The organism is Pseudomonas sp. Q11, from assembly GCF_024494355.1.
Lineage (GTDB): Bacteria > Pseudomonadota > Gammaproteobacteria > Pseudomonadales > Pseudomonadaceae > Aquipseudomonas > Aquipseudomonas hefeiensis.
Genome location: NZ_JAKNQY010000004.1, coordinates 154,024 through 180,024, shown reverse-complemented (window position 1 = coordinate 180,024; position 26,001 = coordinate 154,024). Strand labels below are relative to the sequence as shown.

26 protein-coding genes are annotated in these 26,001 nt (G+C 59.9%); 19 read left to right on the top strand and 7 right to left on the bottom strand.

Features of this window, described 5'->3' with window-relative positions; genetic code table 11:
- Window positions 1–49 precede the first annotated feature (49 nt).
- Both MA884_RS06585 and MA884_RS06580 read left to right on the top strand, forming a co-directional pair.
- Window positions 50–337: a DUF2782 domain-containing protein gene (locus tag MA884_RS06585; RefSeq protein WP_047229784.1), complete on the top strand. Its 288-nt coding sequence runs from the start codon at window positions 50–52 to the stop codon at window positions 335–337.
- Window positions 338–397: 60 nt separating this feature from the next.
- Window positions 398–1,348: a homoserine kinase gene (locus tag MA884_RS06580; protein WP_256229630.1), complete on the top strand. Its 951-nt coding sequence runs from the start codon at window positions 398–400 to the stop codon at window positions 1,346–1,348.
- Window positions 1,349–1,482: 134 nt separating this feature from the next.
- Here MA884_RS06580 and znuA read toward each other — a convergent pair whose 3' ends face one another.
- On the bottom strand, window positions 1,483–2,412 hold the full coding sequence (gene znuA / locus MA884_RS06575) for a zinc ABC transporter substrate-binding protein ZnuA (RefSeq protein WP_256229629.1): 930 nt from the start codon (window positions 2,410–2,412) through the stop codon (window positions 1,483–1,485).
- Between the two features lie 66 nt (window positions 2,413–2,478).
- Between znuA and zur the strand changes: the two genes are divergently transcribed.
- The 4 genes from zur to MA884_RS06555 are packed head-to-tail and all read left to right on the top strand — an operon-like array spanning window position 2,479 to window position 5,275.
- Window positions 2,479–2,961 carry a zinc uptake transcriptional repressor Zur gene (gene zur / locus MA884_RS06570; protein WP_256229628.1) on the top strand — a complete coding sequence of 161 codons (483 nt, stop codon included), beginning with the start codon at window positions 2,479–2,481 and terminating at the stop codon, window positions 2,959–2,961.
- A complete protein-coding gene (gene znuC / locus MA884_RS06565) occupies window positions 2,961–3,743 on the top strand; it encodes a zinc ABC transporter ATP-binding protein ZnuC (RefSeq protein ID WP_256229627.1) in 783 nt (260 codons plus the stop codon). Before zur ends, znuC begins: the two co-directional genes overlap by 1 nt.
- Window positions 3,736–4,524, top strand: coding sequence for a zinc ABC transporter permease subunit ZnuB (gene znuB, locus MA884_RS06560; RefSeq protein WP_256229626.1), 789 nt, complete (start codon window positions 3,736–3,738; stop codon window positions 4,522–4,524). Before znuC ends, znuB begins: the two co-directional genes overlap by 8 nt.
- Window positions 4,525–4,561: 37 nt before the next feature.
- A complete protein-coding gene (locus tag MA884_RS06555) occupies window positions 4,562–5,275 on the top strand; it encodes a PA5502 family lipoprotein (RefSeq protein ID WP_256229625.1) in 714 nt (237 codons plus the stop codon).
- 267 nt (window positions 5,276–5,542) lie between these two features.
- Here the strand turns inward: MA884_RS06555 and katE are convergent, their stop codons facing one another.
- Window positions 5,543–7,681: a catalase HPII gene (gene katE / locus MA884_RS06550; RefSeq protein WP_256229624.1), complete on the bottom strand. Its 2,139-nt coding sequence runs from the start codon at window positions 7,679–7,681 to the stop codon at window positions 5,543–5,545.
- A gap of 265 nt (window positions 7,682–7,946) precedes the next feature.
- On the opposite strand from katE, the gene MA884_RS06545 reads away from it, so the two are divergent.
- The 3 genes from MA884_RS06545 to MA884_RS06535 all read left to right on the top strand — a co-directional run bounded on the left by MA884_RS06545 (window position 7,947) and on the right by MA884_RS06535 (window position 10,481).
- Window positions 7,947–8,954: a methionine ABC transporter ATP-binding protein gene (locus tag MA884_RS06545; RefSeq protein ID WP_256229623.1), complete on the top strand. Its 1,008-nt coding sequence runs from the start codon at window positions 7,947–7,949 to the stop codon at window positions 8,952–8,954.
- Window positions 8,954–9,628: a methionine ABC transporter permease gene (locus MA884_RS06540; protein ID WP_256229622.1), complete on the top strand. Its 675-nt coding sequence runs from the start codon at window positions 8,954–8,956 to the stop codon at window positions 9,626–9,628. The genes MA884_RS06545 and MA884_RS06540 overlap by 1 nt, the downstream gene beginning before the upstream one ends.
- Window positions 9,629–9,707: 79 nt before the next feature.
- Window positions 9,708–10,481: a MetQ/NlpA family ABC transporter substrate-binding protein gene (locus tag MA884_RS06535; protein WP_256229621.1), complete on the top strand. Its 774-nt coding sequence runs from the start codon at window positions 9,708–9,710 to the stop codon at window positions 10,479–10,481.
- Between the two features lie 312 nt (window positions 10,482–10,793).
- Here the strand turns inward: MA884_RS06535 and MA884_RS06530 are convergent, their stop codons facing one another.
- The 3 genes from MA884_RS06530 to MA884_RS06520 all read right to left on the bottom strand — a co-directional run bounded on the left by MA884_RS06530 (window position 10,794) and on the right by MA884_RS06520 (window position 13,534).
- Complete coding sequence (locus MA884_RS06530; RefSeq protein ID WP_256229619.1) at window positions 10,794–11,561, bottom strand: TSUP family transporter; 768 nt, start codon at window positions 11,559–11,561, stop codon at window positions 10,794–10,796.
- Window positions 11,562–11,789: 228 nt separating this feature from the next.
- Window positions 11,790–12,764 (bottom strand): hypothetical protein, encoded by a 975-nt coding sequence (locus MA884_RS06525; RefSeq protein WP_256229618.1) that lies wholly within the window; start codon window positions 12,762–12,764, stop codon window positions 11,790–11,792.
- Window positions 12,765–13,174: 410 nt separating this feature from the next.
- Entirely contained in the window at window positions 13,175–13,534 is a 360-nt protein-coding gene (locus MA884_RS06520) for a DUF6124 family protein (protein WP_256229617.1), read from the bottom strand.
- A 528-nt stretch (window positions 13,535–14,062) separates the two neighbouring features.
- On the opposite strand from MA884_RS06520, the gene MA884_RS06515 reads away from it, so the two are divergent.
- The 10 genes from MA884_RS06515 to MA884_RS06470 all read left to right on the top strand — a co-directional run bounded on the left by MA884_RS06515 (window position 14,063) and on the right by MA884_RS06470 (window position 24,329).
- Window positions 14,063–14,929, top strand: coding sequence for a LysR family transcriptional regulator (locus MA884_RS06515; RefSeq protein WP_256229616.1), 867 nt, complete (start codon window positions 14,063–14,065; stop codon window positions 14,927–14,929).
- Window positions 14,930–15,069: 140 nt separating this feature from the next.
- A complete protein-coding gene (locus tag MA884_RS06510; protein WP_256229615.1) occupies window positions 15,070–16,110 on the top strand; it encodes a putative 2-aminoethylphosphonate ABC transporter ATP-binding protein in 1,041 nt (346 codons plus the stop codon).
- Entirely contained in the window at window positions 16,110–17,819 is a 1,710-nt protein-coding gene (locus MA884_RS06505; protein ID WP_256229614.1) for a putative 2-aminoethylphosphonate ABC transporter permease subunit, read from the top strand. Before MA884_RS06510 ends, MA884_RS06505 begins: the two co-directional genes overlap by 1 nt.
- Before the next feature lie 17 nt (window positions 17,820–17,836).
- On the top strand, window positions 17,837–18,664 hold the full coding sequence (phnX, locus tag MA884_RS06500) for a phosphonoacetaldehyde hydrolase (protein ID WP_256229613.1): 828 nt from the start codon (window positions 17,837–17,839) through the stop codon (window positions 18,662–18,664).
- Window positions 18,665–18,708: 44 nt separating this feature from the next.
- The gene (locus MA884_RS06495; RefSeq protein WP_256229612.1) at window positions 18,709–19,728 is read left to right on the top strand and encodes a putative 2-aminoethylphosphonate ABC transporter substrate-binding protein; all 1,020 of its coding nucleotides are present in this window, start codon (window positions 18,709–18,711) and stop codon (window positions 19,726–19,728) included.
- A gap of 150 nt (window positions 19,729–19,878) precedes the next feature.
- Window positions 19,879–21,036 carry a TIGR03364 family FAD-dependent oxidoreductase gene (locus tag MA884_RS06490; protein WP_256229611.1) on the top strand — a complete coding sequence of 386 codons (1,158 nt, stop codon included), beginning with the start codon at window positions 19,879–19,881 and terminating at the stop codon, window positions 21,034–21,036.
- Window positions 21,033–21,602 carry an HD domain-containing protein gene (locus MA884_RS06485; protein WP_256229610.1) on the top strand — a complete coding sequence of 190 codons (570 nt, stop codon included), beginning with the start codon at window positions 21,033–21,035 and terminating at the stop codon, window positions 21,600–21,602. The genes MA884_RS06490 and MA884_RS06485 overlap by 4 nt, the downstream gene beginning before the upstream one ends.
- Window positions 21,603–21,760: 158 nt before the next feature.
- Window positions 21,761–22,885 carry a diguanylate cyclase gene (locus MA884_RS06480; protein ID WP_256229608.1) on the top strand — a complete coding sequence of 375 codons (1,125 nt, stop codon included), beginning with the start codon at window positions 21,761–21,763 and terminating at the stop codon, window positions 22,883–22,885.
- An 817-nt stretch (window positions 22,886–23,702) separates the two neighbouring features.
- A complete protein-coding gene (locus MA884_RS06475; protein ID WP_003196182.1) occupies window positions 23,703–24,122 on the top strand; it encodes an organic hydroperoxide resistance protein in 420 nt (139 codons plus the stop codon).
- A gap of 33 nt (window positions 24,123–24,155) precedes the next feature.
- A complete protein-coding gene (locus tag MA884_RS06470; protein ID WP_256229740.1) occupies window positions 24,156–24,329 on the top strand; it encodes a hypothetical protein in 174 nt (57 codons plus the stop codon).
- Between the two features lie 116 nt (window positions 24,330–24,445).
- Here the strand turns inward: MA884_RS06470 and MA884_RS06465 are convergent, their stop codons facing one another.
- Both MA884_RS06465 and MA884_RS06460 read right to left on the bottom strand, forming a co-directional pair.
- On the bottom strand, window positions 24,446–25,234 hold the full coding sequence (locus MA884_RS06465) for an SDR family NAD(P)-dependent oxidoreductase (protein WP_256229606.1): 789 nt from the start codon (window positions 25,232–25,234) through the stop codon (window positions 24,446–24,448).
- Between the two features lie 165 nt (window positions 25,235–25,399).
- On the bottom strand, window positions 25,400–25,753 hold the full coding sequence (locus MA884_RS06460) for a VOC family protein (protein WP_256229605.1): 354 nt from the start codon (window positions 25,751–25,753) through the stop codon (window positions 25,400–25,402).
- Window positions 25,754–26,001 lie beyond the last annotated feature (248 nt).

Here is a 26,001-nt window from a genome sequence, read left to right as displayed (position 1 = left end):
TCCGGGGCTAGAATAGCGGGACCGTTGACGACAAAGGGACAAGATTATCATGCGTACACTAAATCGCCTGTTACTGGCTGGCTTGTTTGCAATCACCCCGCTGGCCGTCATGGCGGCGGACGACGCTCCCTCGGCGGACCCGGATGTCACCATCCGCACCGAAGGCGATAGAACCATTCAGGAGTACCGGCAAAACGGCTTTTTGTACGCGATCAAGGTCACGCCCAAGAACGGCAAGCCTTATTTCCTGGTACGCGCCGATGGCAGCGACGGAAATTTCATCCGCTCGGATCAGCCGGATATGCTGATTCCATCGTGGAAAATCTTTGAGTGGTAATACCGCTCTGCACTTCAACCGGCGCTCGCTGATGGGCGCCCGTACTGGCAGTTTTTAACCATGTCTGTGTTCACTCCCCTGGCTCGGCCCGAGCTGGAAACCTTTCTCGCCCCTTACGGGCTCGGCCGCCTGCTTGATTTCCAGGGGATCGCCGCTGGCAGCGAAAACACCAATTTTTTTATCAGCCTGGAGCAGGGTGAATTTGTCCTGACCCTGGTGGAACGCGGTCCAGTGCAGGAAATGCCGTTCTTCATCGAGCTGCTGGACGTACTGCATGACGCCGACCTGCCAGTGCCTTACGCCTTGCGTACCACCGACGGCGTTGCACTGCGGGAACTGGCCGGCAAACCGGCGCTGTTGCAACCGCGCCTGGCCGGCAAGCACATCAAGCAGGCCAACGCACAGCATTGCGCCCAGGTGGGGGAGTTACTGGCCCATCTGCACTTGGCGACCAAGGACAACATGATCAAGCGCAAGACCGATCGCGGCCTGGACTGGATGCAGGAGGAGGGCGCGAAGCTGTTGCCGCACCTTGATGCAGAACCCCGTCGGTTGCTGGAGGCGGCGCTAGATGAAATCGCCCACCAGAAAGTAAAAATTCTGGCACTGCCCCGGGCCAACATCCACGCGGACCTGTTCCGCGACAATGCGATGTTCGAGGGCACGCACCTGACCGGGCTGATCGACTTCTACAACGCCTGCTCCGGGCCCATGCTGTATGACGTCGCCATTGCCCTGAACGACTGGTGTTCGGATGACAACGGTGTGCTCGATGGCCCACGGACGCGGGCATTGTTGGGGGCTTATGCGGCACTGCGTCCATTCACGGCCGCCGAGGCCGAGTCATGGCCGACGATGCTGCGCGTGGCATGCGTGCGCTTCTGGCTGTCACGATTGATCGCCGCCGAGTCTTTTGCCGGGCAGGATGTGCTGATCCACGATCCGATGGAGTTTCAGCAACGCTTGGCGCAGCGGCAGACGGTCAGCGCGATGTTGCCGTTTGCCCTCTGACAACAAGCGGATCTGAATGCCTTTGTGGCGAGGGAGCTTGCTCCCGTTGGGGTGCGCAGCAGCCCTAAGATTTTGCGGTCGCTGCGCAACCGAGCGGGAGCAAGCTCCCTCGCCACAGGGTTTGCGCTTGGCAGTTAGAGCGACTCCAGGCATCCCGCCAGATCATTCCCCAACTTCTCCAGCAACTGCTCATACCCTTGCGCCGTCGCAGGGGTATAGCCGCCCAGCGCATCCAGCTCCGCCAGTTTCACCGGCAACCCGGCCACCAGGGTTTCGGCCAGGCGCGGGCGCAGGGGCGGTTCGCTGAAGACGCACGTCTTGCCCACGGTCTGCAAGCGATTGCGCATCGCCGCCACGTGCTGGGCGCCGGGCTGGACTTCGGTGGCCACGGCGAAAACACCGGCGTGCCTGAGCCCGTAGTGGTCTTCGAAATAGTCGAACGCCTCGTGGAACACGAAATACGGCTTGCCCGCGACCCCGGCCAGACGGGTCTTCAAACGCGCATCCAGCGCATCGAGACGCTGGTTGAAACCCTTGAGGTTGCTTTGATAGCGGTTGGCATTGGCCGGGTCGGCCGCGCTCAGGTCAGCAGCCATTTTGGCGGCGATCACCCGCGCATTGGTCGGCGAGAGCCACAGGTGAGCGTCAATAGAACCGGGGCGATGGTCGTGGTCATGCTCGTCGGCGTCATGGTCATCTTCGGCGTGGGAATGACTGTCCTGGGCGAAGTGACGCAACTTGAGCCCCGGCACATCCTGCACCGCGACGGACGGCAACGTACGACCGTTCAGCACGCGCGGCAGGAAGCTTTCCATGTCGGGGCCGATCCAGTAGAGCAAATCCACCGACTGCACCTTCCGTACGTCGGATGGCCGCAAGGCGTAATGGTGAGGTGAAGCGCCGGGCGGCAGCAGCACCTCAGGAGCAGCCACGCCGTCCTGCACCGCGGCGGCGATCAGTTGCAACGGCTTGATGCTGGTGAGCACTTTGACTTCGGCCTGGGCCGGGCCGATCAGCAGAAAACTTGCGACAAAAACGACAAGGATCGAAAAAATTCGGGACACGATGACCACTCGAAGAGGCGAGAACGGGTAACATAATAACGTCTCTCACTAAAATCGTCGCTGCCCATGCCTATTACGCCCCTTGCCAGTCGCCCCCATGATCACTCTCACTGCGTGCACACCGCGCTGTCCGAGGCCGACGCCATCTGCGCGCGCCAAGGGTTGCGCCTGACCGCCTTGCGTCGACGCGTGCTCGAACTGGTCTGGCAAAGCCACAAGCCGCTGGGCGCCTACGACATACTCGCCGTGCTCAGTGAGCAGGACGGTCGCCGCGCCGCACCGCCCACGGTTTATCGGGCGCTGGATTTCCTGCTGGAGAATGGCTTGGTGCATCGCATCTCGTCGTTGAACGCTTTCGTCGGCTGCAATCACCCGGAACACGCACACCAGGGCCAGTTCCTGATCTGCCGCGAATGCCATGCAGCCATCGAGCTGGAGCAGAAGTCCATCAGCGATGCCATCGTTGCCAGCGCCAAAGACGTGGGTTTCGTCGTGGATACCCAGACCGTCGAAGTGGTCGGGCTCTGCGCCGGTTGCCAGGGGGCCTGATGAGCAATGCGTTGATCCGTCTCGAGCACGTAGCCGTGACGTTCGCCGGGCAGAGCGTACTGGATAACATCCACCTGAGCGTGGAACCGGGGCAGATCGTCACCCTGATCGGCCCCAACGGCGCCGGCAAGACCACCCTGGTGCGTGCCGTGTTGGGATTGCTCAAGCCCGACAGCGGCAGCGTCTGGCGCAAGCCGAAGCTGCGGGTCGGTTATATGCCGCAAAAGCTGCATGTCGACCCGACGCTGCCCCTGTCAGTACTGCGCTTTTTGCGCCTGGTACCTGGCGTGGATCGCGAGCGGGCCCTGGCGGCGCTCAACGAAGTCGGGGCCGAACAGGTGATCGACAGTCCGGTACAAAGTGTCTCCGGTGGTGAAATGCAGCGCGTGTTGCTGGCTCGCGCCCTGTTGCGCGAACCTGAGCTGCTGGTGCTCGACGAGCCCGTGCAAGGGGTCGACGTGGCCGGTCAGGCCGAGCTGTACAGCCTGATCACCCGCCTGCGCGACCGTCACCGCTGCGGCGTGTTGATGGTTTCCCATGACCTTCACCTGGTCATGAGCACCACTGACCAGGTGGTCTGCCTCAATCGCCACGTCTGCTGTTCCGGGCATCCCGAGCAGGTCAGCGGCGATCCGGCATTCGTCGAACTGTTCGGAAAGAACGCACAAAGCCTGGCGATCTATCACCATCATCACGACCATGCCCATGACCTGCATGGTTCGGTGGTCAGCGACTCATCTGTTTCTACCCATGTTCATGGAGATGGCTGCAAGCATGGCTGATTTTCTGTTGTACGCCCTGCTCGCAGGCCTGGCCCTCGCGATGGTGGCCGGCCCCCTGGGCTCGTTCGTAGTCTGGCGGCGCATGGCCTATTTCGGCGACACCTTGTCCCACGCGGCCTTGCTGGGCGTGGCCCTGGGCTTTTTGCTGGACGTCAGCCCGGCAGTGGCGGTGACCGTCGGCTGCCTGTTGCTGGCGGTCCTGCTGGTGACGCTGCAACAGCGTCAACCACTGGCGTCCGACACGCTATTGGGCATTCTGGCGCCCAGCACCCTGTCTCTCGGGCTGGTGGTACTAAGCTTCATGCATGACGTGCGGATTGACCTGATGGCCTACCTGTTTGGCGATCTGCTTGCCATCAGCCCCACGGACCTTTCGTGGATCCTGGGCGGCAGCGCGGCGGTCCTTCTGCTGCTGGTGGCGCTCTGGCGCCCGTTGCTGGCGGTTACCGTGCACGAAGAGCTGGCGCGGGTCGAAGGCTTGCCCGTGGTGAGTTTACGGCTGGCGTTGATGCTGTTGATTGCGGTGGTCATTGCCGTGGCGATGAAAATCGTCGGTGTGTTGCTGATTACTTCTTTGCTGATTATCCCGGCGGCCGCGGCACAGCGGCACGCCCGCTCCCCGGAGCAGATGGCCCTGGGCGCGAGCCTGCTGGGCATGCTCGCGGTGTGCGGCGGGCTCGCGCTGTCGTGGTTCAAGGACACCCCGGCCGGGCCGTCGATTGTGGTCAGCGCCGCCGCGCTATTTCTGCTGAGTTTTGTCCTGCCCCGTCGAGGGGTGTAGACTTGCTCGCTTTTTGCGCAAATAGAGAGTCGCAGGAATGAAGCCGTTCGCCTCCCGTTATCTGCTCCTTGTCGCATTTTCCCTGCTGCTGGGCGCATGCCAGAGTTCGCCGCCGGTCGCCCAGACCCCCGATACCCGGGGCCCGGCCATCGCGCAGTTCGAACAGAGCCTGGCCGGCAATGAGCTGGCCACTGCTGAAGATCAACTGGCCGCACTGCAAGCCCGGACGCCCGAGGATCCGTCGCTGGAACCCTACCAGCGGCGCCTGGCCGAGGCGTATTTGCGCCGCAGCCAGATCGATCTGCAAAAAGGCGACGTCAATGCCGCCGCCACCGCTCTGAGCCGTGCCCGCGCCTTGATGCCCAAAGCGCCGGCGCTCACTGGAGAGGTCAACAGCGAAATTGCCGAAGCACGCCGGGTAGAGCTGGAAAAAGCCGAAGCCGCCCTCAAGGCCGCCGAAGCCAAACCGGTTGCCAAGGTCATCGACCCTAGTGCCGAAAGCACGACGGTTGCGCTGAATATCGGCGATATCCAGAAAATGCGTCGACAACTGGATGCCATTGCCGCCGACGTGGTGAATTTTCAATGTGATGTCAGCATCCAGGCGCCGCGCACCGACGATTATCCGTGGTTGGCGACTCTGCTGACCAAGCGGGTCAAGAAGCTTGAGCCGGCGTTCGATTTGAAACTGCAAAAGCAGATACTGCGCAGCGTGCCGGCGCAGATGGTGCTGACACCGCGCAAGCCCTGAAAAGCATCGCGGGCAAGCCTTGCTCCCACAGGTATTGATCTCCTGTGAAGACAAGCCTGGCCCCCACAGGTTAATTCGATCTCCTGTGGAGACAAGCCTGGCCCCCACAGTTAATTCGATCTCCTGTGGAGACAAGCCTGGCTCCCACAGGTTAATTCGATCTCCTGTGGAGACATGCCTGGCTCCCACAGTTAATTCGATCTCCTGTGGGAGCAAGGCTTGCCCGCGATAGCGTCCTATCAGCAACAAAACTCTTTCAGACTACCCTCAAGCCGGAATCGCCTTGGCCTTAGGCTCCCGCGCCCACACCCGATGTTGAGCAATGGCATCGAAGAATGCCGCGAACTTGGCGGCATCCGCGTCAGGAATCAGCCCCGCATCCTCCTCCAGCTTCAACAACACCAACAATTGCCGGGCCTCGCCATTCAGAGCGATGGCCTTCAGGTGCTTGTAGGCTTCCAGTACGTAATGCAGCGCCACGCCATCAGTGCTCAAGGCTTTGATCGATTCCGCGCCGCCCGGCACGAACACCGCGTCAAAGGCAATGGATGGCATACCTTCCATGGACGCATCCACCGGTAACGTTTGCCCATCGGCGGTGGTGACCGGTGCGGAGGTTGGCCCAAGCACTTTGGCGTGCGCCCCCTTGGCTTTCAGGGCCTGCTTGAGCGCATCGATAATCGCCCCATCAACGCCATTGGCCACCAGAACAGCCACCTTGCGGGTCTTGATGTCCCCGGACAGCAGGTTCGCCTGACTCAAGGCCGGGGATTGCTCCAGCGAAGGTTTCGGTACGTCCACGGTGCAGGCAGTCGGTGCTGGCAACCCCAGGTTTTTTGCCACCCGCGCGGCCAGCTCCAGATCAATATTGGCGAGGATTTCATTGACCTGGCGCGCCCGAATGAACGCCCGCTCCACCTTGCCCAGCTCAAAGCTGTAAGCCGCAATGATGTGTTCCTGCTCGTGGGGGCTCATGCTCTTGTAGAACAGCCGCGCCTGGGAAAAGTGATCGCCAAACGACTCGCTGCGCTGGCGAATCTTGTGGGCATCGATGCGCTCTGGATAACTTTCGAAGCCGCCGTCCTGCGGGCCGGGCGGGGTTTCCTTCGGCCAGCCGCCGTCGATGGAGTTCGGCTCGTAGGAAGCGCGTCCCTTGTCGATGGTGGTGCGGTGCATGGCGTCACGCTGGCCGTTATGCACCGGGGTAATCGCCCGGTTGATCGGCAACTCATGAAAATTCGGCCCCCCGAGTCGGCTGATTTGCGTATCGGTGTAGGAAAACAGCCGGCCTTGCAGCAGCGGATCGTTGGTGAAATCGATCCCCGGCACGATATGCCCAGGGCAGAACGCGACTTGCTCGACCTCTGCAAAGAAGTTATCCGGGTTGCGGTTCAGTACCATCTTGCCCAGGGGCGTGATGGGAACGAGTTCTTCGGGGATGATCTTGGTGGGGTCGAGAAGGTCGAAGTCGAACTTATGCTCATCTTCCTCGGCGACAACTTGTACGCCAAATTCCCATTCCGGGTAGTCCCCCATCTCGATCGATTCCCATAGATCGCGACGGTGGTAGTCCGTATCTTTACCGGCGAGCTTCTGCGCTTCGTCCCACACCAGCGAACAGGTGCCGACGGTGGGGCGCCAGTGGAATTTGACGAAGCTGCTCCGGCCCTCGGCGTTGATCATGCGGAAGGTGTGTACACCGAAACCCTGCATGGACCGCAGGCTCTTGGGAATGGCCCTGTCAGACATGGCCCAAATCACCATATGGGCCGATTCCGGCACCAGCGAGACAAAATCCCAAAAGGTGTCGTGGGCCGAACCGCCCGTAGGAATTTCATTGTGGGGTTCGGGTTTCACCGCATGGACAAAGTCTGGAAACTTCACCGCATCCTGGATGAAAAACACCGGCATGTTGTTGCCCACAAGGTCGAAGTTGCCTTCGTCGGTAAAGAACTTCACCGCAAAGCCACGCACATCTCGCACGGTGTCGCCGGATCCCCGTGGACCTTGCACCGTGGAAAAGCGCGCGAATACCGGCGTTTTTTTGCTCGGATCCTGTAGGAAACCGGCCTTGGTCAGCGCCGAATGCGCTTCATAACTCTGAAAGTAACCATGAGCGCCAGTGCCGCGGGCGTGGACGATGCGTTCCGGGATACGCTCATGGTCAAAGTGCGTGATCTTCTCACGCATGATGAAGTCTTCCAGCAACGAGGGTCCACGGGCTCCGACCCGCAGGGTGTTCTGGTTGTCGGCAATCTTCACGCCCTGATTGGTGCGTAGCGCCTGCTCGGTGGCGTCGGAGCGAAACTGTTCCAGGCTCTCAAGCTTGGCATTGGTGTTGCCGCGATCCAGCGTATCGGTTCCGGCCAGTTGGCTCTCATTGCCGGTGGGCTTGTTGGTACTCATCAGACATAACTCCTCGTTGCGATCCCCGCCGTGGCCAGGACTCTTGAGTTCGATGCCTCAGGCACGGTACCCGGGCATTTTCGAGTTGCTTAGTGAGTGACCGATACCGGTTCGCCGCGTTCCTTTTTTATGCCCTTTGATCGCCTTATTGCCAAATGGCTGGTTCAATCGCAAATAAATGCTAAGAACCTCTATACGGACAGGCTAAAATGCGCGCCCGGCTAACCGCTGATCCTTTTCCAACGCGCCCCACAAGGTTCGCTACGTGATCGAGTTTCAAAACGTCCATAAAACCTACCGGGTCGCCGGTAGGGATATCCCCGCCCTGCACCCGACCAGTCTGACGATTGAGAACGGTCAGGTCTTCGGCCTGATTGGCCATTCCGGTGCGGGAAAAAGTACCCTGCTGCGCCTGATCAATCGCCTGGAAGACTCCAGCGGCGGCAAGATCATCGTCGACGGCGAAGAAGTCACCGCCCTGGATGCCGGCGGCCTGCGCCGTTTCCGCCAGCAGGTCGGGATGATTTTCCAGCACTTCAATCTGCTGGCGTCCAAGACCGTGGCCGACAACGTGGCGCTGCCACTGACGCTGGCGGGCGAACTGTCCCGCAGCGAAATCGACCAGCGCGTCGCTGAATTGCTGGCGCGGGTGGGCTTGTCCGACCACGCTCGCAAATACCCGGCGCAGTTGTCCGGCGGCCAGAAGCAGCGCGTCGGTATCGCCCGCGCCCTGGCGACCAAACCCAAGATCCTGCTGTGCGACGAGGCCACCAGCGCACTGGACCCGCAAACCACTGCATCGGTGTTGCAACTGCTGGCGGAAATCAACCGCGAGCTGAAGTTGACCATCGTGCTGATCACCCATGAAATGGACGTGATCCGCCGGGTCTGCGATGAAGTGGCGGTGATGGACGCCGGCGTGATCGTCGAGCAGGGGCCAGTGGCCGAAGTGTTCTTGCATCCCAAGCACCCGACCACCAAGCGTTTCGTCCAGGAAGACGAGCAGATCGACGAAAGCGAACAGCGCGACGATTTTGCCCACGTACCAGGGCGTATCGTGCGTCTGACGTTCCAGGGCGAAGCGACCTACGCCCCGTTGCTCGGCACCGTCGCCCGGGAAACCGGCGTGGACTACAGCATTCTGGCCGGTCGTATCGACCGCATCAAAGACACCCCCTACGGGCAACTGACCCTCGCCGTCACCGGCGGTGACATGGAGGCGGCGTTCGCCCGCTTCACCGCGGCTGACGTCCACATGGAGGTGCTGCGCTGATGGAACTGTTGAATTCATTCTTCGCCAACATCGACTGGCTGGAAATCTGGCTGGCGACCGGCGACACGCTGCTGATGCTCTTTGGTTCGCTGCTGTTCACCGTGCTGCTCGGCCTGCCGTTGGGTGTGCTGCTGTTCCTGTGCAGCCCGCGCCAGTTGCTCGAGGCCAAGGGCGTCTATGCGCTGCTGTCGCTGGCGGTGAACATCTTGCGCTCGCTGCCGTTCATCATCCTGTTGATCGTGATGATTCCGTTCACGGTATTGATCACCGGCACCTCCCTGGGCGTGGCCGGCGCGATCCCACCACTGGTGGTCGGCGCGACACCGTTCTTCGCCCGCCTGGTGGAAACCGCCTTGCGCGAAGTCGATCGCGGCATCATTGAAGCCACCCAGGCCATGGGCGCGACTACGCGGCAGATCATCGTCAACGCCTTGCTGCCGGAAGCCCGTCCGGGCATTTTTGCAGCGATTACGGTGACAGCGATTACGCTGGTGTCCTACACGGCCATGGCCGGTGTGGTCGGCGCTGGTGGTTTGGGCGACCTGGCGATCCGTTTCGGTTACCAGCGTTTCCAGACCGATGTGATGGTGGTCACGGTGGTGTTGCTGCTGGTGCTGGTCCAGGTCCTGCAAACCGTGGGCGACAAACTGGTTGTGCATTTCTCTAGAAAATAAGGCCTCGCGGCCAATAAACCATGAGCCGGCCATTCGCTGGCAGGCGCCAAGAGCGGGCGCCCCACAAGGAGTTAGCTGAATGAAAAAACTACTGGTTGCCTTCGCTGCCGCCGCAGCATTTTCCGCCCACGCCGCCGACACCCTGACCGTCGCGGCCACGCCGGTCCCGCACGCGGAAATCCTCGAATTCGTCAAACCGGCCCTGGCCAAAGAAGGCGTGGACCTGAAGGTCAAAGTCTTCACCGACTATATCCAGCCAAACGTACAAGTCGCGGAAAAGCGCCTGGACGCCAACTTCTTCCAGCACCAGCCGTACCTGGATGAGTTCAACAAGGCCAAGGGCACGAACCTGGTGAGCGTGACCGGCGTGCACCTGGAACCACTGGGCGCGTATTCCAGTAAGTACAAGACACTGACAGAACTGCCAGGCGGCGCCAACGTGGTGATCCCGAACGACGCTACCAACGGCGGCCGTGCGCTGTTGCTGCTGGCGAAGGCTGGGGTGATCAAGCTGAAGGATTCGAACAACATCCTGTCGACTACCAAGGACATTGTTGAGAACCCGAAGGACCTGAAATTCCGCGAGCTGGAAGCGGCAACCATTCCGCGGGTACTGACCCAGGTGGATCTGGCGTTGATCAATACCAACTATGCGCTGGAAGCCAAGCTTGATCCTTCCAAGGATGCGTTGGTGATTGAAGGTAACGACTCGCCTTATGTGAATATCCTGGTCGCCCGTGAGGATGACAAGAACAGTGAGGCGATGAAGAAGCTGGCGGCGGCGCTGCATACGCCGGAAGTGAAGGCTTTTATTCTTGAGAAGTACAAAGGGGCGGTTTTGCCGGCGTTTTGATCTGATCGGGTGGTAAAAAAAAACGGGGCTGCGTGGGAATGCAGGCCCGTTTTTTTTGCTCGGAAATACGGCGTTACGGAAAGGCCCTCATGATCATGGGCATTCATCAAACTTGATTGGCATAGTGTTTGTTCCGCAATAATAATTGTCCCCAACGCATGAGGGTTTAACTCTCGTGCCTACCTTCCGAGGCCCGTTTGAGAGAAATCTCTGCGGGCTTTCGTGTTTCTATGACAAGGAGTTTCGGTCACTATGACGCATTACGTCGCGTACCTGGACGAATTCGGGGACGTGGCGTTGCTCGGGACTCAGTCATAGCAATATGGATAGTCCCATCCGACCAATAAGAAATATCAATAACAAAAGAAATAGTATACGAATTAATCCACTCCCATACCGCAAAGCCAAAAAAGTGCCAGTCAGGGCACCTGCCATATTACACACTGCAACCAATCCACCAACCACCCATAGCACATGACCTGAAGGTATAAAAAACAATAGTGCCGCGCTAAACGTTCCCAAGTTAACCAATTTTGCTGACGCGGATGCGTTCAGAAAATCGTAGCCAAAATATTTAACAAATATAAACAACAAAAAACTACCACTGCCAGGACCAAAAACCCCATCATAAAAACCAACTACCCCACCAAAAAAAACCCCAAGTAAAACCTCTCTGGACCCGCATTGAGCGCTCGAATGAATACGCCCTAGATCCTTTTTTACAAATGTATAAATAGCCATCGCCACCAATACAAAAAAAACAACATACTCCATAATTTCTTTCGGAATGAGCGCAACGGAAAGTGCACCCAGAAACGAAAATATAAAAGCGGAGGCCATAGTCGGAAGCATAAGCTTCCAAACAATCTTTATTCTTTTAACGTAACTAAATATAGAAGAAACATTCCCGACAAGAACAGCTAGCTTATTAGTTCCAAACACTGTGCTCAACGAGTACTGAGGTAATGCATGAAGGAGAGCTGGTACTTGCACCAACCCTCCTCCACCCACAGCTGCATCGATCATCCCCCCACAAAAAGCAAAAAAACCCAACGCAACCATGGCGTATTCAATTTGCATACAAATCATCCATTCTTAACGTCATAGATTTACTGAGCGTCATTACCCAATTAAAAAATTCGAGCATGCACAGACAACCTTTAAACACTTCGATCAATTATATTCCGGGGCTATTCAAGAGATATCAATATTGAATAATATTATATATTCCTGTCTATTCCATATCACCAGAAGCCACGCTGAGAGGGAGCGCATTAACCAATGCAACTGCTTGCTGCTCCTCTTACATTACATCAGCGCTTCATGCAGGGCATGGAAAGCTCTTCCGGCACGTTGATTGTAATCAAGCATAACGTCCTTGAGCTGATCAATATCAAGCCTCAGGTCGACAAGACTACCGAAAGCTTGCGCTGCAGCTAAAGCATGTAATCCATGCTTATTTTCTACCTCTCCAGAATGCGCCATGACATAGCCCATTGCTTCGCGAAGGTTTTTGAGATTCCTACTCAGCGAGGCATTCACAAAAATTAACTTTTCCTCGATATATTGAGCGATAAAATTGTACTCACGTCCGTTCCAGAGCTCTGAAGCGGTTGAAACCATCATAGCGCTCATGATGGATCGTTTATGTTCTATTGAGTCCATGGCAGCTCTATGATTCGCCACGCCCACCTTGTAGAGAAACTCAGAAAAGGCGTTACACTCGTTAACGGCGTATTGACTCTCTACCCAACCTGTAGCACCAAAGGCGGCTGTCATGTAGGAATACATACCATCATGCCCCTCATGCCCAAGGCCGAAATCGTCTTTAGCAACCTCATGCATGTGCGCCAAGATAATGTTGTATCCCATTTGTCTTTCGGCAGAGATAGAGACAGCATCTGCAGATAAACGCATGATTGCTTTCGCGGAAACCAGACTCGTAGTCTTGTGGGTTTCGTTCCATCCATTAAAAAACTTTAGAACCCCCGCATCGGGTTGATCCTTTTTAAGGAATGCTCGAAATGCGCGCTCAGCACAGGACTGAGCGTCCTGAGTAATTGTGTGGCAAAGGACTTCGCGCATGGCATTCTGAATTTCAGCGACTTGTTCGATCTGCGCAGACACAGGGGCCCTGCGGTGTCCATCCGAGAGCAATCGTCCGGGAATCTTCAAATTTTTCAGATATCCAGGTAACGCTTCAATAAAAATTTCTCCAAAGTCGTGCATAGACGAAAATTTGTCGTACATGTTAAAGCGGTTGTGCAATGACAATGAGCTCATTATTTAGCCTTGATCCTTAAAGGTTTACAGAGAACAACGATCCAACATTCAAGCCACCATTAAGTGCAGGTAAACGATAGAAACCATAAGCAAGGCGCACAAGCCGACGGATTCCGGCGTAGTTGTAGGTAAAGTCCCAAGAATGAGTAGCTTGGTGGAAGGGGTCGATGCGGGAGCATAAACAGGGATCGTTTTTGGCCTGTAGTTCGTAATGAGGGGGTGCTTGCGGTTGGGCGCTTCGGGTGTGACGCGTGGGGTTCGTCTGTAGCCGGTTTTAAAGGCTGCTGCGCCCTGCGGGGATGACTCCCATGCATGCGCTAATAAGGGACTTCTTGTAGCCCTCAATGAGCGCCTCAACCAAAGCAAACCCGACGCATGGCGTCGGGTTTTCTGTGATGGCTGTTTATCTTCTATCGCGGATCAACGTTATCCAACACCCGGTTCGCCAGCAATGAACTCAATTCGATCAATTGCTGGATGCCGAGAAGGATGTGACGGCGAGGGCCTTCCAGATCGAAGGCCAGGTTGCTGACCATCGCGTCGGCTGCCGCCAGGGTTTCGCTGAGGTTGGCGAGGAGGGATTCGTTGTCGGCGTTTTTTGCGACGGTGAAGAGCTGGCCCGGTTGGGACGCATCTTCGGACTTTTCCGGTTTTGGTAGCAGGTAGTAATCCAAGGCGCGATTGGTGGCTTCGTCGTGTTTCTTGGCTTTGGATTTGTTTCGCGGGGTAGCTTGGTCCGCCTCTGGCGGATTCGGGGTAGGCTTGAACATGTGCTAAGTCCTGTAGGTGACGCCGCAACCCTCTAGCTACTAAACAAGGGGTGGCAGCTGTACGCAGGTTAGTAGACCGGGGACTTAGCAAGCCGGCGCGCCCGAGGGCGCCCTGCGCACAGCCACCATCAAATACAGGCATGGAAATACCTGACTGATAGGAGCCTTGCACCTTACTAAATACCTCGGGCTACTAAACCCGACCACTGATGGGCAGTGGCAGGAAAACGATAAAACCCGAGGGCAAGGCGCACAAGCGGGCGGATTCTGGCGTAGTTGTAGGCAACGGCGCAAGGATTCGTAGCTTGATGGAAGGGTGGCGCTAGCGGAATAAACAGGGCGTCGTTTTGCCTTGGAATTCGGCGCTAGAGGGCCGTTTTAGCTATGCAGCCTGACGTTGTCGTAACGCATCACAAAACGCTGCAAGTCGATTTGCCCGTCATGCTTTACTGACGTTCTGTCACTTCCACGCTGTAAGGTTTGCTCACGCTCCTTCGAGGGTGACCCGTACCGAGAGTCGTATGAATAATGTCCTTCGCTGAGCTGAAATCCTTCCACATGGTCGCCCGCCTGGGCAGCATCACCCAGGCGGCAAAGAAGCTCGGCCTCAGCCAGCCCACGGTTACCACGCAGATCCGCAGCCTCGAAGGGCAGTACGGCGTCGAGCTGTTCTACCGGGGTGGTCGGCGTCTGACCCTGAGCGATGAAGGCGTACGCCTGCTGCCCATGGTCCAACAGTTGCTGCAACAGGAGGCCGACATTGAGTTCTTCTTGCGCAACTGCGGTCAGGTACAGGGCGCCCTGCGCATTGGCGCCACTGCGCCTTACTACATGCTCGACCTGGTGCGGCGCTTCCGCGAGCAACTGCCGCAATGCGAGGTGACCCTGGAGATCGGCAACTCACAGCAGGTGATCGAAGCACTGGAAGACTACCGCGTAGACCTGGCCGCCTCCTCGCTGTTGGTCGAAGACCCGCGACTGACCCGCCTGCTGTTGGGCCACGATCCATTGGTGTTGGCCGTACACCGTAGTCATCCATTGGCCGCACGGGAGCGCGTGCCGCTCGCGGCGCTGGCCGGGCACTGCCTGCTGATGCGCGAGAAAGGTTCGACCACTCGCGTGCTTACCGAGCAGTTGCTGCGCGACGCTGGCGTGGCGCTCGGCTCGTTACTGGAGATCGGCAGCCGCGAGTCGATCCGCGAAGCGGTGCTGCGCAACATCGGTATCAGCATCATCGCCCGCCACGAAGTGCCGACCAGTACCGAGTTGCGGGTGATCGAACTGGAAGGCGCGCCGCTGATTGCCGAATACCTCTACTGCCTGAAGGAGCGCCGCAGCGCGCGCCTGCCGGCAGTTTTCCTTGCGTTGGCGCGGGAAGCCGCGAGCACCTCGTAAGGTGCCTCGCGCCCGCCTGTTGGATGGAAGCGCTACATAAATCCGCCGATGCCACTATCGGCAGCTTTTGCCCAACTGCCATAAAGCTTTAGCACCCCGTGTCCAAGATGAGCCTCGTATTCCACCGACGAGGTTCCGCCATGGCTACGGTCAGCTTGCAACTGCACGACATCCACAAGGCCTTCGGTGCCTTTCAGGCGCTGGATGGCGTGTCGCTGGACGTCTCTGCCGGCGAGCTGGTGTGCCTGCTCGGCCCCTCAGGCTGCGGCAAGACCACGCTGTTGCGCTGCATCGCCGGGCTGGAACGCCAGGATGGCGGCAAGATCTTCTTTGGTGATCGGGATGTCTCCACGTTGCCACCGCAGGCGCGCGACTACGGCATTCTGTTCCAATCCTACGCGCTGTTTCCCAACCTCACGGTGGCGCAGAACATCGGTTACGGCCTCGCCGGTAATAGCCGCGAGACTGTCCGCGCGCGGCTCGCCGAGATGCTTGAGCTGGTCGGCCTCAAGGGCAGCGAGCAGAAGTACCCCGGCCAGCTCTCCGGCGGTCAGCAACAGCGTGTGGCCCTGGCCCGTGCCCTGGCGCCGGCGCCCCAACTACTGCTGCTGGACGAACCGATGTCGGCCCTCGACGCTCGCGTGCGCGAACACCTGTGCGGCGAGCTGCGCCGGTTGCAGAAGAGCTTGGGCATCACCACCGTGATGGTCACCCACAACCAGGACGAGGCCATGCTCATGGCCGACCGCATCGCGGTGATCAACCATGGTCGGGTCGAGCAGTACGCCACTCCCCAGGAGATCTATCGCGCACCGGCCACGCCCTTCGTCGCCGAGTTCGTCGGCCAGGGCAACTGGCTGCCTTACGAGCGCGACGGCGAGCATGCCCGGGTTGGCGAGCTGAGCCTACGTCTGCACGGCGTCCGGCCGGCCGAACGTGGTCGTCTGTTCTGCCGCCCCGAGGCGGTGGTGATCAACCCTGCGGTGCATGAAGACAACCTGTTCAGCGCACAGATGCGCGAGATCACCTTCCTCGGCAATCGCTGTCGCTTGAGTTTCGAACTGGACGCCCTGCCGGGGCATGCCCTGCTTGCCGAGCTGGCGCCGGACGCCATGCCGCGCCTGGCCGCCCCGCATATCTGGGTGGCCCTGCCGCCGCGCAGCCTGCAGGTGTTCGTCTGATGGAACAGGTGTTGCCGAGCAAGCCCCAGACCGGTGCGCGGCGCCTGCCTGCCGACCTCGCCGACCGTCTATTCGTCCACGGTGGCCAGTGGTTGCTGCTGGTGTTGCTGGTGCTCGCCGTGCTGCTGCCGCTACTGGCCATGCTTTGGCGCGGCTTCGCCAGCGAGCCGGGGCAGGGCGGTGGGCTGACGGCGGCAGCCGAGCTGTTCGGCAGCGCCAACTTCCGCTGGCTGCTGGGCAACAGCTTGGCGGTCTCGCTGACCGTGGCCGCCATCGTCGTGCCGTTGGCCTACGCCTTTGCCTATGCGCTGCAGCGTACCTGCGTACCGGCCAAGGGACTGTGGCGCGGCATTTCCCTGCTGCCGCTGCTGGCGCCATCGATACTGCCGGGCATCGCGCTGATCTACCTGTTCGGTAACCAGGGCGCGCTCCGGCACCTGCTCACGGACAATATCTACGGCTTCTGGGGCATCGTCATCGGCGAAGCCATCTACACCTTTCCCCATGCGCTGATGGTGCTGCTTTCGGCCCTGGCCCTGGCCGATGCGCGCCTGTTCGACGCGGCCTCGAGCATGGGTGCGTCACCGTGGCGGGCATTTCACAGCATCACCTGGCCGGGGAGCCGACAGGGCGTGTTCGCCGCCTTCTGCCTGGTGTTCACCCTGTGCATCACCGATTTCGGCGTGCCGGTGGTGGTCGGCGGCGATTATCAGGTGCTGGCGCTGGAGGCCTACAAAGCAGTGGTCGGGCAGCAGCAGTTCGGCCGCGGCGCTCTGATCGGCATGGTCCTGCTGCTGCCGGCGCTGTTCAGCTTTGCCGTTGACCTGTGGCTACGCCGGCGTCAGCGCGAGGCAATGAGCGGCCGCGCCCAGGTTTACCACCCGCAACCGTCGCGCTGCCGCGACCTGGCCTTCCTCGCCGTGGTGCTGCTGATCTGCGCGGCGCTACTCGGCGTGTTCGGCATGGCGATGTACTCGTCGCTGGTCAAGTTCTGGCCCTACGACCTGTCGCTGTCGCTGCACCACTACGCCTTTTCCGAACTGCCCGGTGGCTGGCAGGTGTACCGCAACAGCCTGCTGCTGGCCGGCTGCACGGCCGTGTTCGGCAGCCTGCTGACCTTCACCGGCGCCTACCTGCTGGAAAAAACCCGGCAGAGCCCGCTAACCCAGGCCCTGCGCCTGCTCAGCTTCGTGCCGATGGCGGTGCCGGGGCTGGTGCTGGGCTTGGGCTACGTCTTCTTCTTCAACCTGCCGGGTAATCCGCTGCACGGCCTGTATGGCAGCATGACCCTGCTGGTGGCATGCACCATCACGCACTTCCTGACCACCGCGCAGTTGACCGCCAGCGCCGCACTGCGCCAGCTCGATGGCGAGTTCGAGGCCGCCGCGCTATCGCTGAGGGTGCCGCTGCTGCGCCACTTTCTGCGCGTCACCCTGCCGATCTGCCTGCCGGCGTTGCTCGACATCCTGCGCTACCTGTTCGTCTCGGCGATGACCACGGTGTCGGCGGTGATCTTCCTCTACAGCCCGGACAGCCTGCTCGCCGCCATCGCCGTGCTGAACATGGACGACGCCGGCAATGTCGGCGGCGCCGCCGCCATGTCCACCCTGATTCTGCTCACCTCGGCCGCGGTTTCGCTGCTGCTGGCGGGGGCCTCACGCGGCGTGCTGCGTCGGGCCCAAGCCTGGCGCACGGCCGCCGGCCATTGATTACCCTGGAGACTGCCATGCATTACCAACACCCCGACCGCCTGCACGCCGCCATTCTCGACTGGGCCGGCACCGTGGTCGATTTCGGCTCCTTCGCGCCGACCCGCATCTTCGTCGAGGCTTTCGCCAGTTTCGACGTCGAAATCAGCCTGGAGGAGGCGCGCGGGCCGATGGGCATGGGCAAATGGGACCATATCCGCGCCCTGTGCAACCTGCCGGCGATTGCCGAGCGCTACCAGCGCCGCTTCGGCCGTCTGCCGAGCGACGAAGATGTGACGGCGATTTATGAGCGCTTTATGCCTTTGCAGATCGCCAAGGTCGGCGAGCACTCGGCGCTGATCCCCGGCGCGCTGGCGTGTATCGCCGCGCTGCGCGAGCGCGGGCTCAAGCTCGGCAGTTGCTCCGGCTATCCCAAACAGGTGATGGACAAAGTGGTCGAACTGGCCGCCGCCAATGGCTATAGCCCGGACCATGTGGTGGCCACCGACGAGGTGCCGAAAGGCCGGCCAAGCCCGGCCCAGGCGCTGGCCAACGTCATCGCCCTCGGCCTCGACGATGTGGCCGCGTGCGTCAAGGTCGACGACACCGAGCCGGGCATCCTCGAAGGCCGCAGCGCCGGCATGTGGACCGTGGCGCTGCGCTTCTCCGGCAATTTCCTGGGCCTGGACTGGGCGCAGTACCAGGCCCTGACGCCCGCGCAGCGCGAAGCCGAGCGCACGCGCATCGACGCGCTGTTCGCGCCGAGCCGGCCGCACTACCTGATCGACACCCTCGCCGAACTGCCGACGGTAATCGACGCGATCAACGCCCGCCTGGCCCGAGGCGAGAGTCCGCAAGCCAGCTGAATTCGAACAACCAATGCCACGCAATGCCAACCCAGGAGCTTCCCATGTTCAAACGCACCGCTCTGGCCGCCGGCCTGCTCGCCGCTTGCGCCATGCAGGCCCAGGCTAACACTGAGCTGACCGTGTACACCGCCCTCGAAGTGGAACAGCTGGCCGCCTACAAGAGCGCCTTCGAAAAGCTGCACCCGGATATCGAGATCAAGTGGGTACGCGACTCCACCGGCATCGTCACCGCCAAGCTGTTGGCCGAGAAAGATCGCCCACAGGCCGATGTGGTCTGGGGCCTGGCCGGCTCCAGCCTGGCTGTGCTCAAGCAACAGGGCATGCTCGAAGCCTACGCCCCGGCCAACCTGGACAAGATCGGCGCCAACTACCGCGACGCCGCCAACCCGCCGGCCTGGGTCGGCATGGACGTGTGGGCCGCGACCATCTGCTTCAACACCATCGAGGCCGAGAAGCAGGGCCTGCCCAAGCCGACCAAGTGGGAAGACCTGACCAACCCGGTGTACAAGGGCAAGATCGTCATGCCCAACCCGGCTTCGTCCGGCACCGGCTACCTCGACGTCAGCGCCTGGTTGCAGACCTTCGGCGAGCCGCAGGGCTGGGCCTACATGGACAAGCTGCACCAGAACATCGGCCAGTACACCCATTCCGGCTCCAAGCCGTGCAAGCTGGCTGCCGCCGGCGAGTTCCCCATCGGCATATCCTTCGAGTACCCGGCTGTGCAGCTCAAGCGCAAGGGTGCGCCGCTGGACATCGTCCTGCCGAAGGAAGGCCTGGGCTGGGAGATCGAGGCCACCGGCATCATCAAGGGCACCGAGCAGTTGGACGCGGCGAAGAAGCTCGCCGACTTCTCCGCCAGCCGCGAGGCCATGGACCTGTACAAGGCGAATTTCGCCGTGCTGGCCCAGCCGGGCATCGCCGAGCGCTTCCAGGAACTGCCCTCCGATTACGAGCAGCGCCTGATCAAGAACGACTTCGCCTGGGCCTCGGAGAACCGCGACAAGATCCTCGCCGAATGGCGCAGGCGCTACGACGGCAAGTCCGAGCCGATAGCCCAGTGAGGTGGCCGGCAGAACCCTGCTGGCGGTGCAACGCGGGCTCTGTGCTGTCTGCGCCCGCAAGCATTGCCAGAAGGGTTCTGCCAATCGCTGCTACGCGTTGATTCATCCGGCTGCGTTGGCGGCCGCCTTTTTCGTTCCAGGAGTTTCCCCATGAGTCAGCACGACTGCGATCTGTTGATCGTCGGTGCCGGCATGCTCGGCCTCGCCCACGCCTGGGCCGGCGCCAAGCGCGGCCTCAAGGTACATGTGTTCGAGCGCAGCCACACGCCGCTCGGCGCCTCCATCCGCAACTTCGGCCAGGCCCTGGTCACCGGTCAGGCACCCGGCGTGATGCTCGACCTGGCCCGCCAGTCGCGAGACCTGTGGGCCGAGCTGGGCCAGGCCGCCGGCCTGCAGCTCAAGCAACAGGGCTCACTGCTGTTCGCACGCAGCGAAGCCGAAGAAGCCTTGCTCGAAGCCTTCTGCGCAGGCCGCGCCCGTGCACAGGGCTACCGCGTCGAGCTACTGCGCGGCGCTGCCCTGAATGGGTTGTACGGCGGCCGTTTCGCCCACCATCGCGCCGCCCTGCATGGCCTCGACGACCAGCAGTTGTATTCCCGTGAAGCGCTGCCGCAGATCGTCGATTACCTGCGCGGGCTGGGCGTGCAGTTCCACTTCTCCACCCTGGTGCGCGACGTCGAGCCAGCTAGCGCCCTGACCAGCGCCGGGCGCTTCAGTGCCAGGCACATCGTGGTCTGCTCCGGCCACGATTATCAGACGCTGCTGGCCGAGCCGCTGGCCGCACTCAAGCCTTCGGTATGTCGCCTGCAGATGCTGCGCGCCCGCCTGCAACAGCCGCTGGACCTGCAGCACGCGGTGCTCACCGGTCTCAGCTGCGTGCATTACGGCGCCTTCGCCGATCTGCCGGAAGCCGACGCCATCCGCGCGCAGATCCGCCGCGAGCAGCCGGAACTGGAAACCCACGGCATCCATCTGCTGGTCAGCCCGACGCCCCATGGCGAGTTGATCATCGGCGACTCCCACGACTACGGCAGCGACGCCTCGCCGTTCAACGCCGAGGGCGTGGACGACCTCATGCTGGCGCTGGCTGAGCACACCCTGGGCGGCAAGCTGCAGGTGCTGGAACGCTGGCAGGGTGTATACGGCTCGCGCGGGCCCGGCCCGTTCAGCGTGGTACAAGCCGGGGCAGGCCTCAGCGCCGTGCTGATGCACACCGGCCTGGGCATGAGCGTCGGCCTCGGCCTCGGTGAGCGCAGCCTGGCGGCGTTGCTCGGCGAAGGAAAATGGCCGCAGGCCTGCATCTCATGAGCGCGGAACAAGCGGTGGCCGAGCTGTTTGCCCTGTGCCGCCAGCAGGCGCAGGCGGATTACATCGGCGAGGCGGTCAGCCAACTCGAACACATGATCCAGGCCGCCGAGCTGGCACGTGACGAAGGGGCAGACGAGGAGCTGGTGCTGGCCGCTTTCTGCCACGATGTCGGGCACTTTTGTGCGCCGCTGACGGCTGAAAACTCAATGGCCGGCCTGGGCCGTCGAGGCCACGAGCGGGTGGGCGCAAACTGGCTGCTGGGATTGGGGTTCTCCCAGCGCCTGGCGGGGCTGGTGGCGCGACATGTTGACGCCAAGCGTTACCTGAGCTGGCGCGAACCGGCTTATCTGGCAGGGTTGAGTGAGGCCAGCCGGCAGACCCTGGACTGGCAGGCTGGGCCGATGACGGCCCGTGAGGCCGAAGCCTTCGAGGCCGACCCGCTGTTCGCCGACAGCCTGCGTTTGCGCCGCTGGGACGAGGCGGCCAAAGTCGTTGGGAGACCTTCAACCGATCTCAGCGATTTGGAGCAGCTTGCGATACGTGTTCACCAGGCTGCGATACCTTGATAAGTCCTCAGGCGCAGGTCGGGTCAACAATAGCGATGCTTGCTCTGCTTCGAAGCCAACGGAGATAAATCCCCTCGCCACAGTAATTCAGTTGTTCGCCTTACTGGCCGGGTGCCACAATCGTTCTTTTTCGGTTGCGTCACGATCAGGTGAATCACATGGATTGCCCAGGATCTCGGAATGACCAGGCTTTCTTCATAGCCGAGCAGGTGCGAACTGACCGACTGCAGCAACTGTTTCGCCAATCGGTTTCTGCGGTGTTCGGTAGCTACCTCGCTGCCATCATGCTGTGTTGGCTGTGCTGGGATCGATTTGAACACAACGTCATCTTTTGGTGGCTGGGCATCCTGACCGCATCGACGCTGTTGCGTATCTCGTTGTTCGTTGCCTATGTTCGCAGCGACGAAAGCAAGCGCACACCCCAACGCTGGGAACGCAAATACTGGTTCACACTGGTCTTGTCCGCCGGCATCTGGGGAGGCGGCGCATTAGCGGTCATGCCGGCAGACGATCTGTTGTCCCAGGCATTGGTCATGCTCTTTACTGTCGGCATGTCCGTCAGCGCGGTGTCCTGCTACTCAGCCTACCGCGATATGACCCTCGTCTCCATTGGCCTGGTGCTATTGCCGTGCACCGCCTGGCTACTGTTTCAACCATCCCCGATTCAAGTCGGCATCGCACTCTCGATTTTGGTATTCGCAGCATTTGCGACCCGCGCTATACACATGATGTCCCAAGCACTGGAAACCGCTTTTCGACTCACCCGGGAAATGGAACAGGCGAACAGCATTTCAACTCGCGCAGCCCAAACCGATGAACTGACCGGCCTGAAGAGCCGACGGGCTTTTTTCGAGCATGCCCAACAACTCTATGACGAATGTAAAACCAAGCGGGTAGGGTTGTGCGCCGTCATGTTGGACATGGATCACTTCAAGCACATTAACGACACCTACGGCCATCAAGTCGGGGATCAGGTTCTGCGCCGGATTGGGGCAGTCATCAGTTCGTCGTTTCGGGCAACGGATATCCACGGTCGGCTAGGCGGGGAAGAGTTCGCCATTCTGCTCCCGGACACTTCCATCGAAGTCGCCACTCAGATTGCAGAACAGCTCATCGATACGATTGCCGGCTTGATGATCGAGCCTGTTCACCGCATATCAGCCAGCCTTGGCGTCGCGTCGGCAGAGGCCTGCAACAAAGATCTCCACAGCTTGATGAACGATGCGGATAAAGCCCTGTATCGAGCGAAGGCGTTGGGGCGCAATCAGGTTGCTATTGCTTAGAAGAAGGCCGTTTCGGCGGTATAAACTTGCACCGGAGATTGAACAGTTGAAAAAAACAGCATTAATCGGATTTATCTTTTCCTCCCTAGCAGGGTGTACCTTCACCTCCGTTGACAAGGTGGGTCCAGGCGAATACATGCTTACCAACAGTGGGAGTGTCTTCAATTCAAGGGAAGGCATGTTGGAAGATATAAATCAGAAAGCCAAAAAGCTGTGTAACGGAAAGCCGTACCGCCTGGAAGGTAATTCGGACACTCTTACGCTCGTCAGCATGCCGACTCAGATTGGTCCCACTCCAACCACCTTTCTCGCTCTGAAAGCAATTTGCTCAGATGACAGCCTCGCTAGATAGCCACGGGCGACTAAACACGAGCAACAAAATCTACCGCCACCCTTTCCAGGGCTTTCCTCGCTGCGCTCGACGTCTGCTTGGAGCATCTGCAACGCCGTCGAAAAGGGTTTGATCAGAAGCGTCCCTGACGACATTGCCACGCAAGAGCGTGGGAATGATCGAGAAACCCACCATTCTGCTGGTGAAGCCCCTCTCTTCGAAGGCCTGCAATTGCGCTGGCCCTGCTGATACTCCCTTCCCCCTTCCCCCTTCGCTCACCTCGCGGCCCATATAGGCCAGCGATACTGCGACACCTGAAAATTAATTTCCTTCTATATCAATTAGTTAATCAAGGATTAGTAAATTCTCTAAAATTTATCTTGCGCGCAAACTATTCAGCCGTTAAATTTATCGCAACTGGTTAGCGCACAAATATTTAGCGCAACCAAATACTCGATCAAACCAATCAGCAAGAGAGGAAACACCATGAACGTTCTCTATACCGCAGTCGCAACCTCCACCGGTGGCCGTGATGGCCGTGCTGTTTCCAGCGACAAGATTCTCGACGTGAAACTGGCCACACCAAAAGCCCTGGGCGGCGCCGGCGGTGAAGCCACCAACCCTGAGCAGTTGTTCGCAGCCGGCTACTCGGCCTGCTTCATCGGCGCATTGAAGTTTGTCGCCAGCCAAAGCAAACGCAGCATTCCTGCCGACGCTTCGATCACGGCACACGTCGGCATCGGCCAGATCCCTGGTGGTTTCGGTCTGGACATTGATCTGCACATCAATCTGCCGGGTCTGGATCAAGCCGATGCTCAAGCGCTGGTCGACGCGGCTCACCAGGTCTGCCCGTACTCCAACGCGACACGCGGCAACGTCGACGTCCGTTTGCACGTCACCGTCTAACTCACTTCATCTACGAATAAAAAGGATCAGGACATGAACACTTTCAGCAAAACACTCGTTGGCTCGCTTCTGGCTCTGTCGCTCGGCAATGCGTTCGCGACTTCTTTTGTTCAACCTACAGTCGCTGAAGGCGGCTCGGATCGACTGATCGAAAACCGCGTAGCCGAAGGCGGCTCGGATCGACTGATCGAAAACAGGGTGGGCTGAACAATCCCCTCACCGCTCCGAAAGCCGGTCGAATCAATCCATGTTGCTTCCAAAACAAAAAACGCCGCTTATCTCTCATGAGGAAGCGGCGTTTTTTTGCAACGTGCCGTAGGCTCCTAAACGATGCTATCCACCACACCACCATCAACACGCAGCGCCGCTCCGGTGGTGGCGGAGGCCTGCTCCGAGCTGGCGTAGATGATCATGTTGGCAACTTCCTCGACGCGTGCCGCGCGCTGGATGATCGAGGTGCTGCGGTGCTCTTTGACGAAATCTGCCGCGACCTTTTCCAGGCTTTCCCCGCTGCGCTCGACGTCTGCCTGGAGCATCTGGGCAACGCCTTCGGAAAGCGTCGGCCCAGGCAGCACCGAGTTCACCGTCACGCCCGTGCCGGCGAGGCGCTTGGCCAAGCCGCGAGCGATGGACAGTTGCGCGGTTTTAGTGAAGCCGTAATGGATCATGTCGGCAGGAATGTTCACGCCCGATTCCGACGAGACAAACACAATCCGCCCCCAACCGCGCTCGACCATGCCCTGCGCGTAGGCCCTGGAAACACGCACGCCCGACATCACGTTGGTTTCGAAGAAGCGCTGCCATTCGCTGTCCGGCGTTTCGAAAAAGTCTTCCTGTTTGAAAATGCCCAGGTTGTTGATGACGATATCGAAGCTTGGGTGCTTGGCGATCAGTGCCTGGCAGCCAGGCGCGTGACTGAGATCGCCCACAAAGCCGGTCGCCTTTGAAGCCAGCTCGCCCAAGCGCTGCAACGCGTCATCCACGCTGCTCTCGCTGCGACCGTTGATGACCACGTGGGCGCCGGCTTCCAGGAAGCCTTTGGCGGTCGCAAAACCGATACCGCTGGTGGACCCGGTGACCAGGACGTGTCGTCCGGTGAAATCGATGTTCATGAGGGGGGCTCCTTGATTAATGAACCAGAGGAAGTGCGATATTTCTGACTGGACGGTCGTCCGACGGATTTAGAGACGGCTTTGCCACGCCAACGTCGCCAATATCGCAGGCCCCTAATCATGGACACGATTGGGGCTTTGCGCCTCTTCGTGATCAATGAACCATCAGGCAGCCGACCACACAGCCAGCTCATAGCCATCCGGATCGATAAAGTGGAAACGTTGCCCACCGGGGAAAGCGAACACTTTACGGCTGATGGTTGCCCCTGCGGCCTCGAGCCTGAGTTGGGTACCAGCAAGGTCATCCGCGTACAGGATGATCAACGGGCCACCCGTGCGTACAGGTTCGCCGGTGGTGAATCCGCCTGTCATGCGACCATCACTGAATTCGGTGTAGGTCGGGCCATAGTCGACGAAGCTCCAGCCGAATGCGCTTGCATAGAAGGCTTTGCTCCGGGCGATGTCGCTGACATTGAGCTCTATGTTATCGATCTGACGGTCTTTGCCTCGAATGCCCATTGATGCTTCCTTGGCTGATTGGGGATAGGCGAGCTTAGGACATTCAGCCCGCACTGCGCTTGGAAAAATCGACCTCTGGTTGCCTGAAAGAATGTGTCAGCTTGATTGGGGCTGCTGCGCGGCCCGGCGGGAGCAAGCTCCCTCGCCACGGGGTGGGTGGAGTCAGCTAATCATGTGGCGGCTGTCAGGGCGCTATCGCGAGCAGGCTCGCTCCCACAGTTTCCGGGTTGTTCACAGATATCGCATTC

Excerpts from the sequence above, each read along its gene's own strand:
- MA884_RS06585 (WP_047229784.1), top strand. The coding sequence starts at position 50 with ATGCGTACACTAAATCGCCTGTTACTGGCTGGCTTGTTTGCAATCACC.
- MA884_RS06580 (WP_256229630.1), top strand. The coding sequence starts at position 398 with ATGTCTGTGTTCACTCCCCTGGCTCGGCCCGAGCTGGAAACCTTTCTC.
- zur (WP_256229628.1), top strand. The coding sequence starts at position 2,479 with ATGCCTATTACGCCCCTTGCCAGTCGCCCCCATGATCACTCTCACTGC.
- znuC (WP_256229627.1), top strand. The coding sequence starts at position 2,961 with ATGAGCAATGCGTTGATCCGTCTCGAGCACGTAGCCGTGACGTTCGCC.
- znuB (WP_256229626.1), top strand. The coding sequence starts at position 3,736 with ATGGCTGATTTTCTGTTGTACGCCCTGCTCGCAGGCCTGGCCCTCGCG.
- MA884_RS06555 (WP_256229625.1), top strand. The coding sequence starts at position 4,562 with ATGAAGCCGTTCGCCTCCCGTTATCTGCTCCTTGTCGCATTTTCCCTG.
- katE (WP_256229624.1), bottom strand. The coding sequence starts at position 7,681 with ATGAGTACCAACAAGCCCACCGGCAATGAGAGCCAACTGGCCGGAACC.
- MA884_RS06540 (WP_256229622.1), top strand. The coding sequence starts at position 8,954 with ATGGAACTGTTGAATTCATTCTTCGCCAACATCGACTGGCTGGAAATC.
- MA884_RS06535 (WP_256229621.1), top strand. The coding sequence starts at position 9,708 with ATGAAAAAACTACTGGTTGCCTTCGCTGCCGCCGCAGCATTTTCCGCC.
- MA884_RS06530 (WP_256229619.1), bottom strand. The coding sequence starts at position 11,561 with ATGCAAATTGAATACGCCATGGTTGCGTTGGGTTTTTTTGCTTTTTGT.
- MA884_RS06525 (WP_256229618.1), bottom strand. The coding sequence starts at position 12,764 with ATGAGCTCATTGTCATTGCACAACCGCTTTAACATGTACGACAAATTT.
- MA884_RS06520 (WP_256229617.1), bottom strand. The coding sequence starts at position 13,534 with ATGTTCAAGCCTACCCCGAATCCGCCAGAGGCGGACCAAGCTACCCCG.
- MA884_RS06515 (WP_256229616.1), top strand. The coding sequence starts at position 14,063 with ATGTCCTTCGCTGAGCTGAAATCCTTCCACATGGTCGCCCGCCTGGGC.
- MA884_RS06510 (WP_256229615.1), top strand. The coding sequence starts at position 15,070 with ATGGCTACGGTCAGCTTGCAACTGCACGACATCCACAAGGCCTTCGGT.
- MA884_RS06505 (WP_256229614.1), top strand. The coding sequence starts at position 16,110 with ATGGAACAGGTGTTGCCGAGCAAGCCCCAGACCGGTGCGCGGCGCCTG.
- phnX (WP_256229613.1), top strand. The coding sequence starts at position 17,837 with ATGCATTACCAACACCCCGACCGCCTGCACGCCGCCATTCTCGACTGG.
- MA884_RS06495 (WP_256229612.1), top strand. The coding sequence starts at position 18,709 with ATGTTCAAACGCACCGCTCTGGCCGCCGGCCTGCTCGCCGCTTGCGCC.
- MA884_RS06490 (WP_256229611.1), top strand. The coding sequence starts at position 19,879 with ATGAGTCAGCACGACTGCGATCTGTTGATCGTCGGTGCCGGCATGCTC.
- MA884_RS06485 (WP_256229610.1), top strand. The coding sequence starts at position 21,033 with ATGAGCGCGGAACAAGCGGTGGCCGAGCTGTTTGCCCTGTGCCGCCAG.
- MA884_RS06480 (WP_256229608.1), top strand. The coding sequence starts at position 21,761 with ATGGATTGCCCAGGATCTCGGAATGACCAGGCTTTCTTCATAGCCGAG.
- MA884_RS06475 (WP_003196182.1), top strand. The coding sequence starts at position 23,703 with ATGAACGTTCTCTATACCGCAGTCGCAACCTCCACCGGTGGCCGTGAT.
- MA884_RS06470 (WP_256229740.1), top strand. The coding sequence starts at position 24,156 with ATGAACACTTTCAGCAAAACACTCGTTGGCTCGCTTCTGGCTCTGTCG.
- MA884_RS06465 (WP_256229606.1), bottom strand. The coding sequence starts at position 25,234 with ATGAACATCGATTTCACCGGACGACACGTCCTGGTCACCGGGTCCACC.
- MA884_RS06460 (WP_256229605.1), bottom strand. The coding sequence starts at position 25,753 with ATGGGCATTCGAGGCAAAGACCGTCAGATCGATAACATAGAGCTCAAT.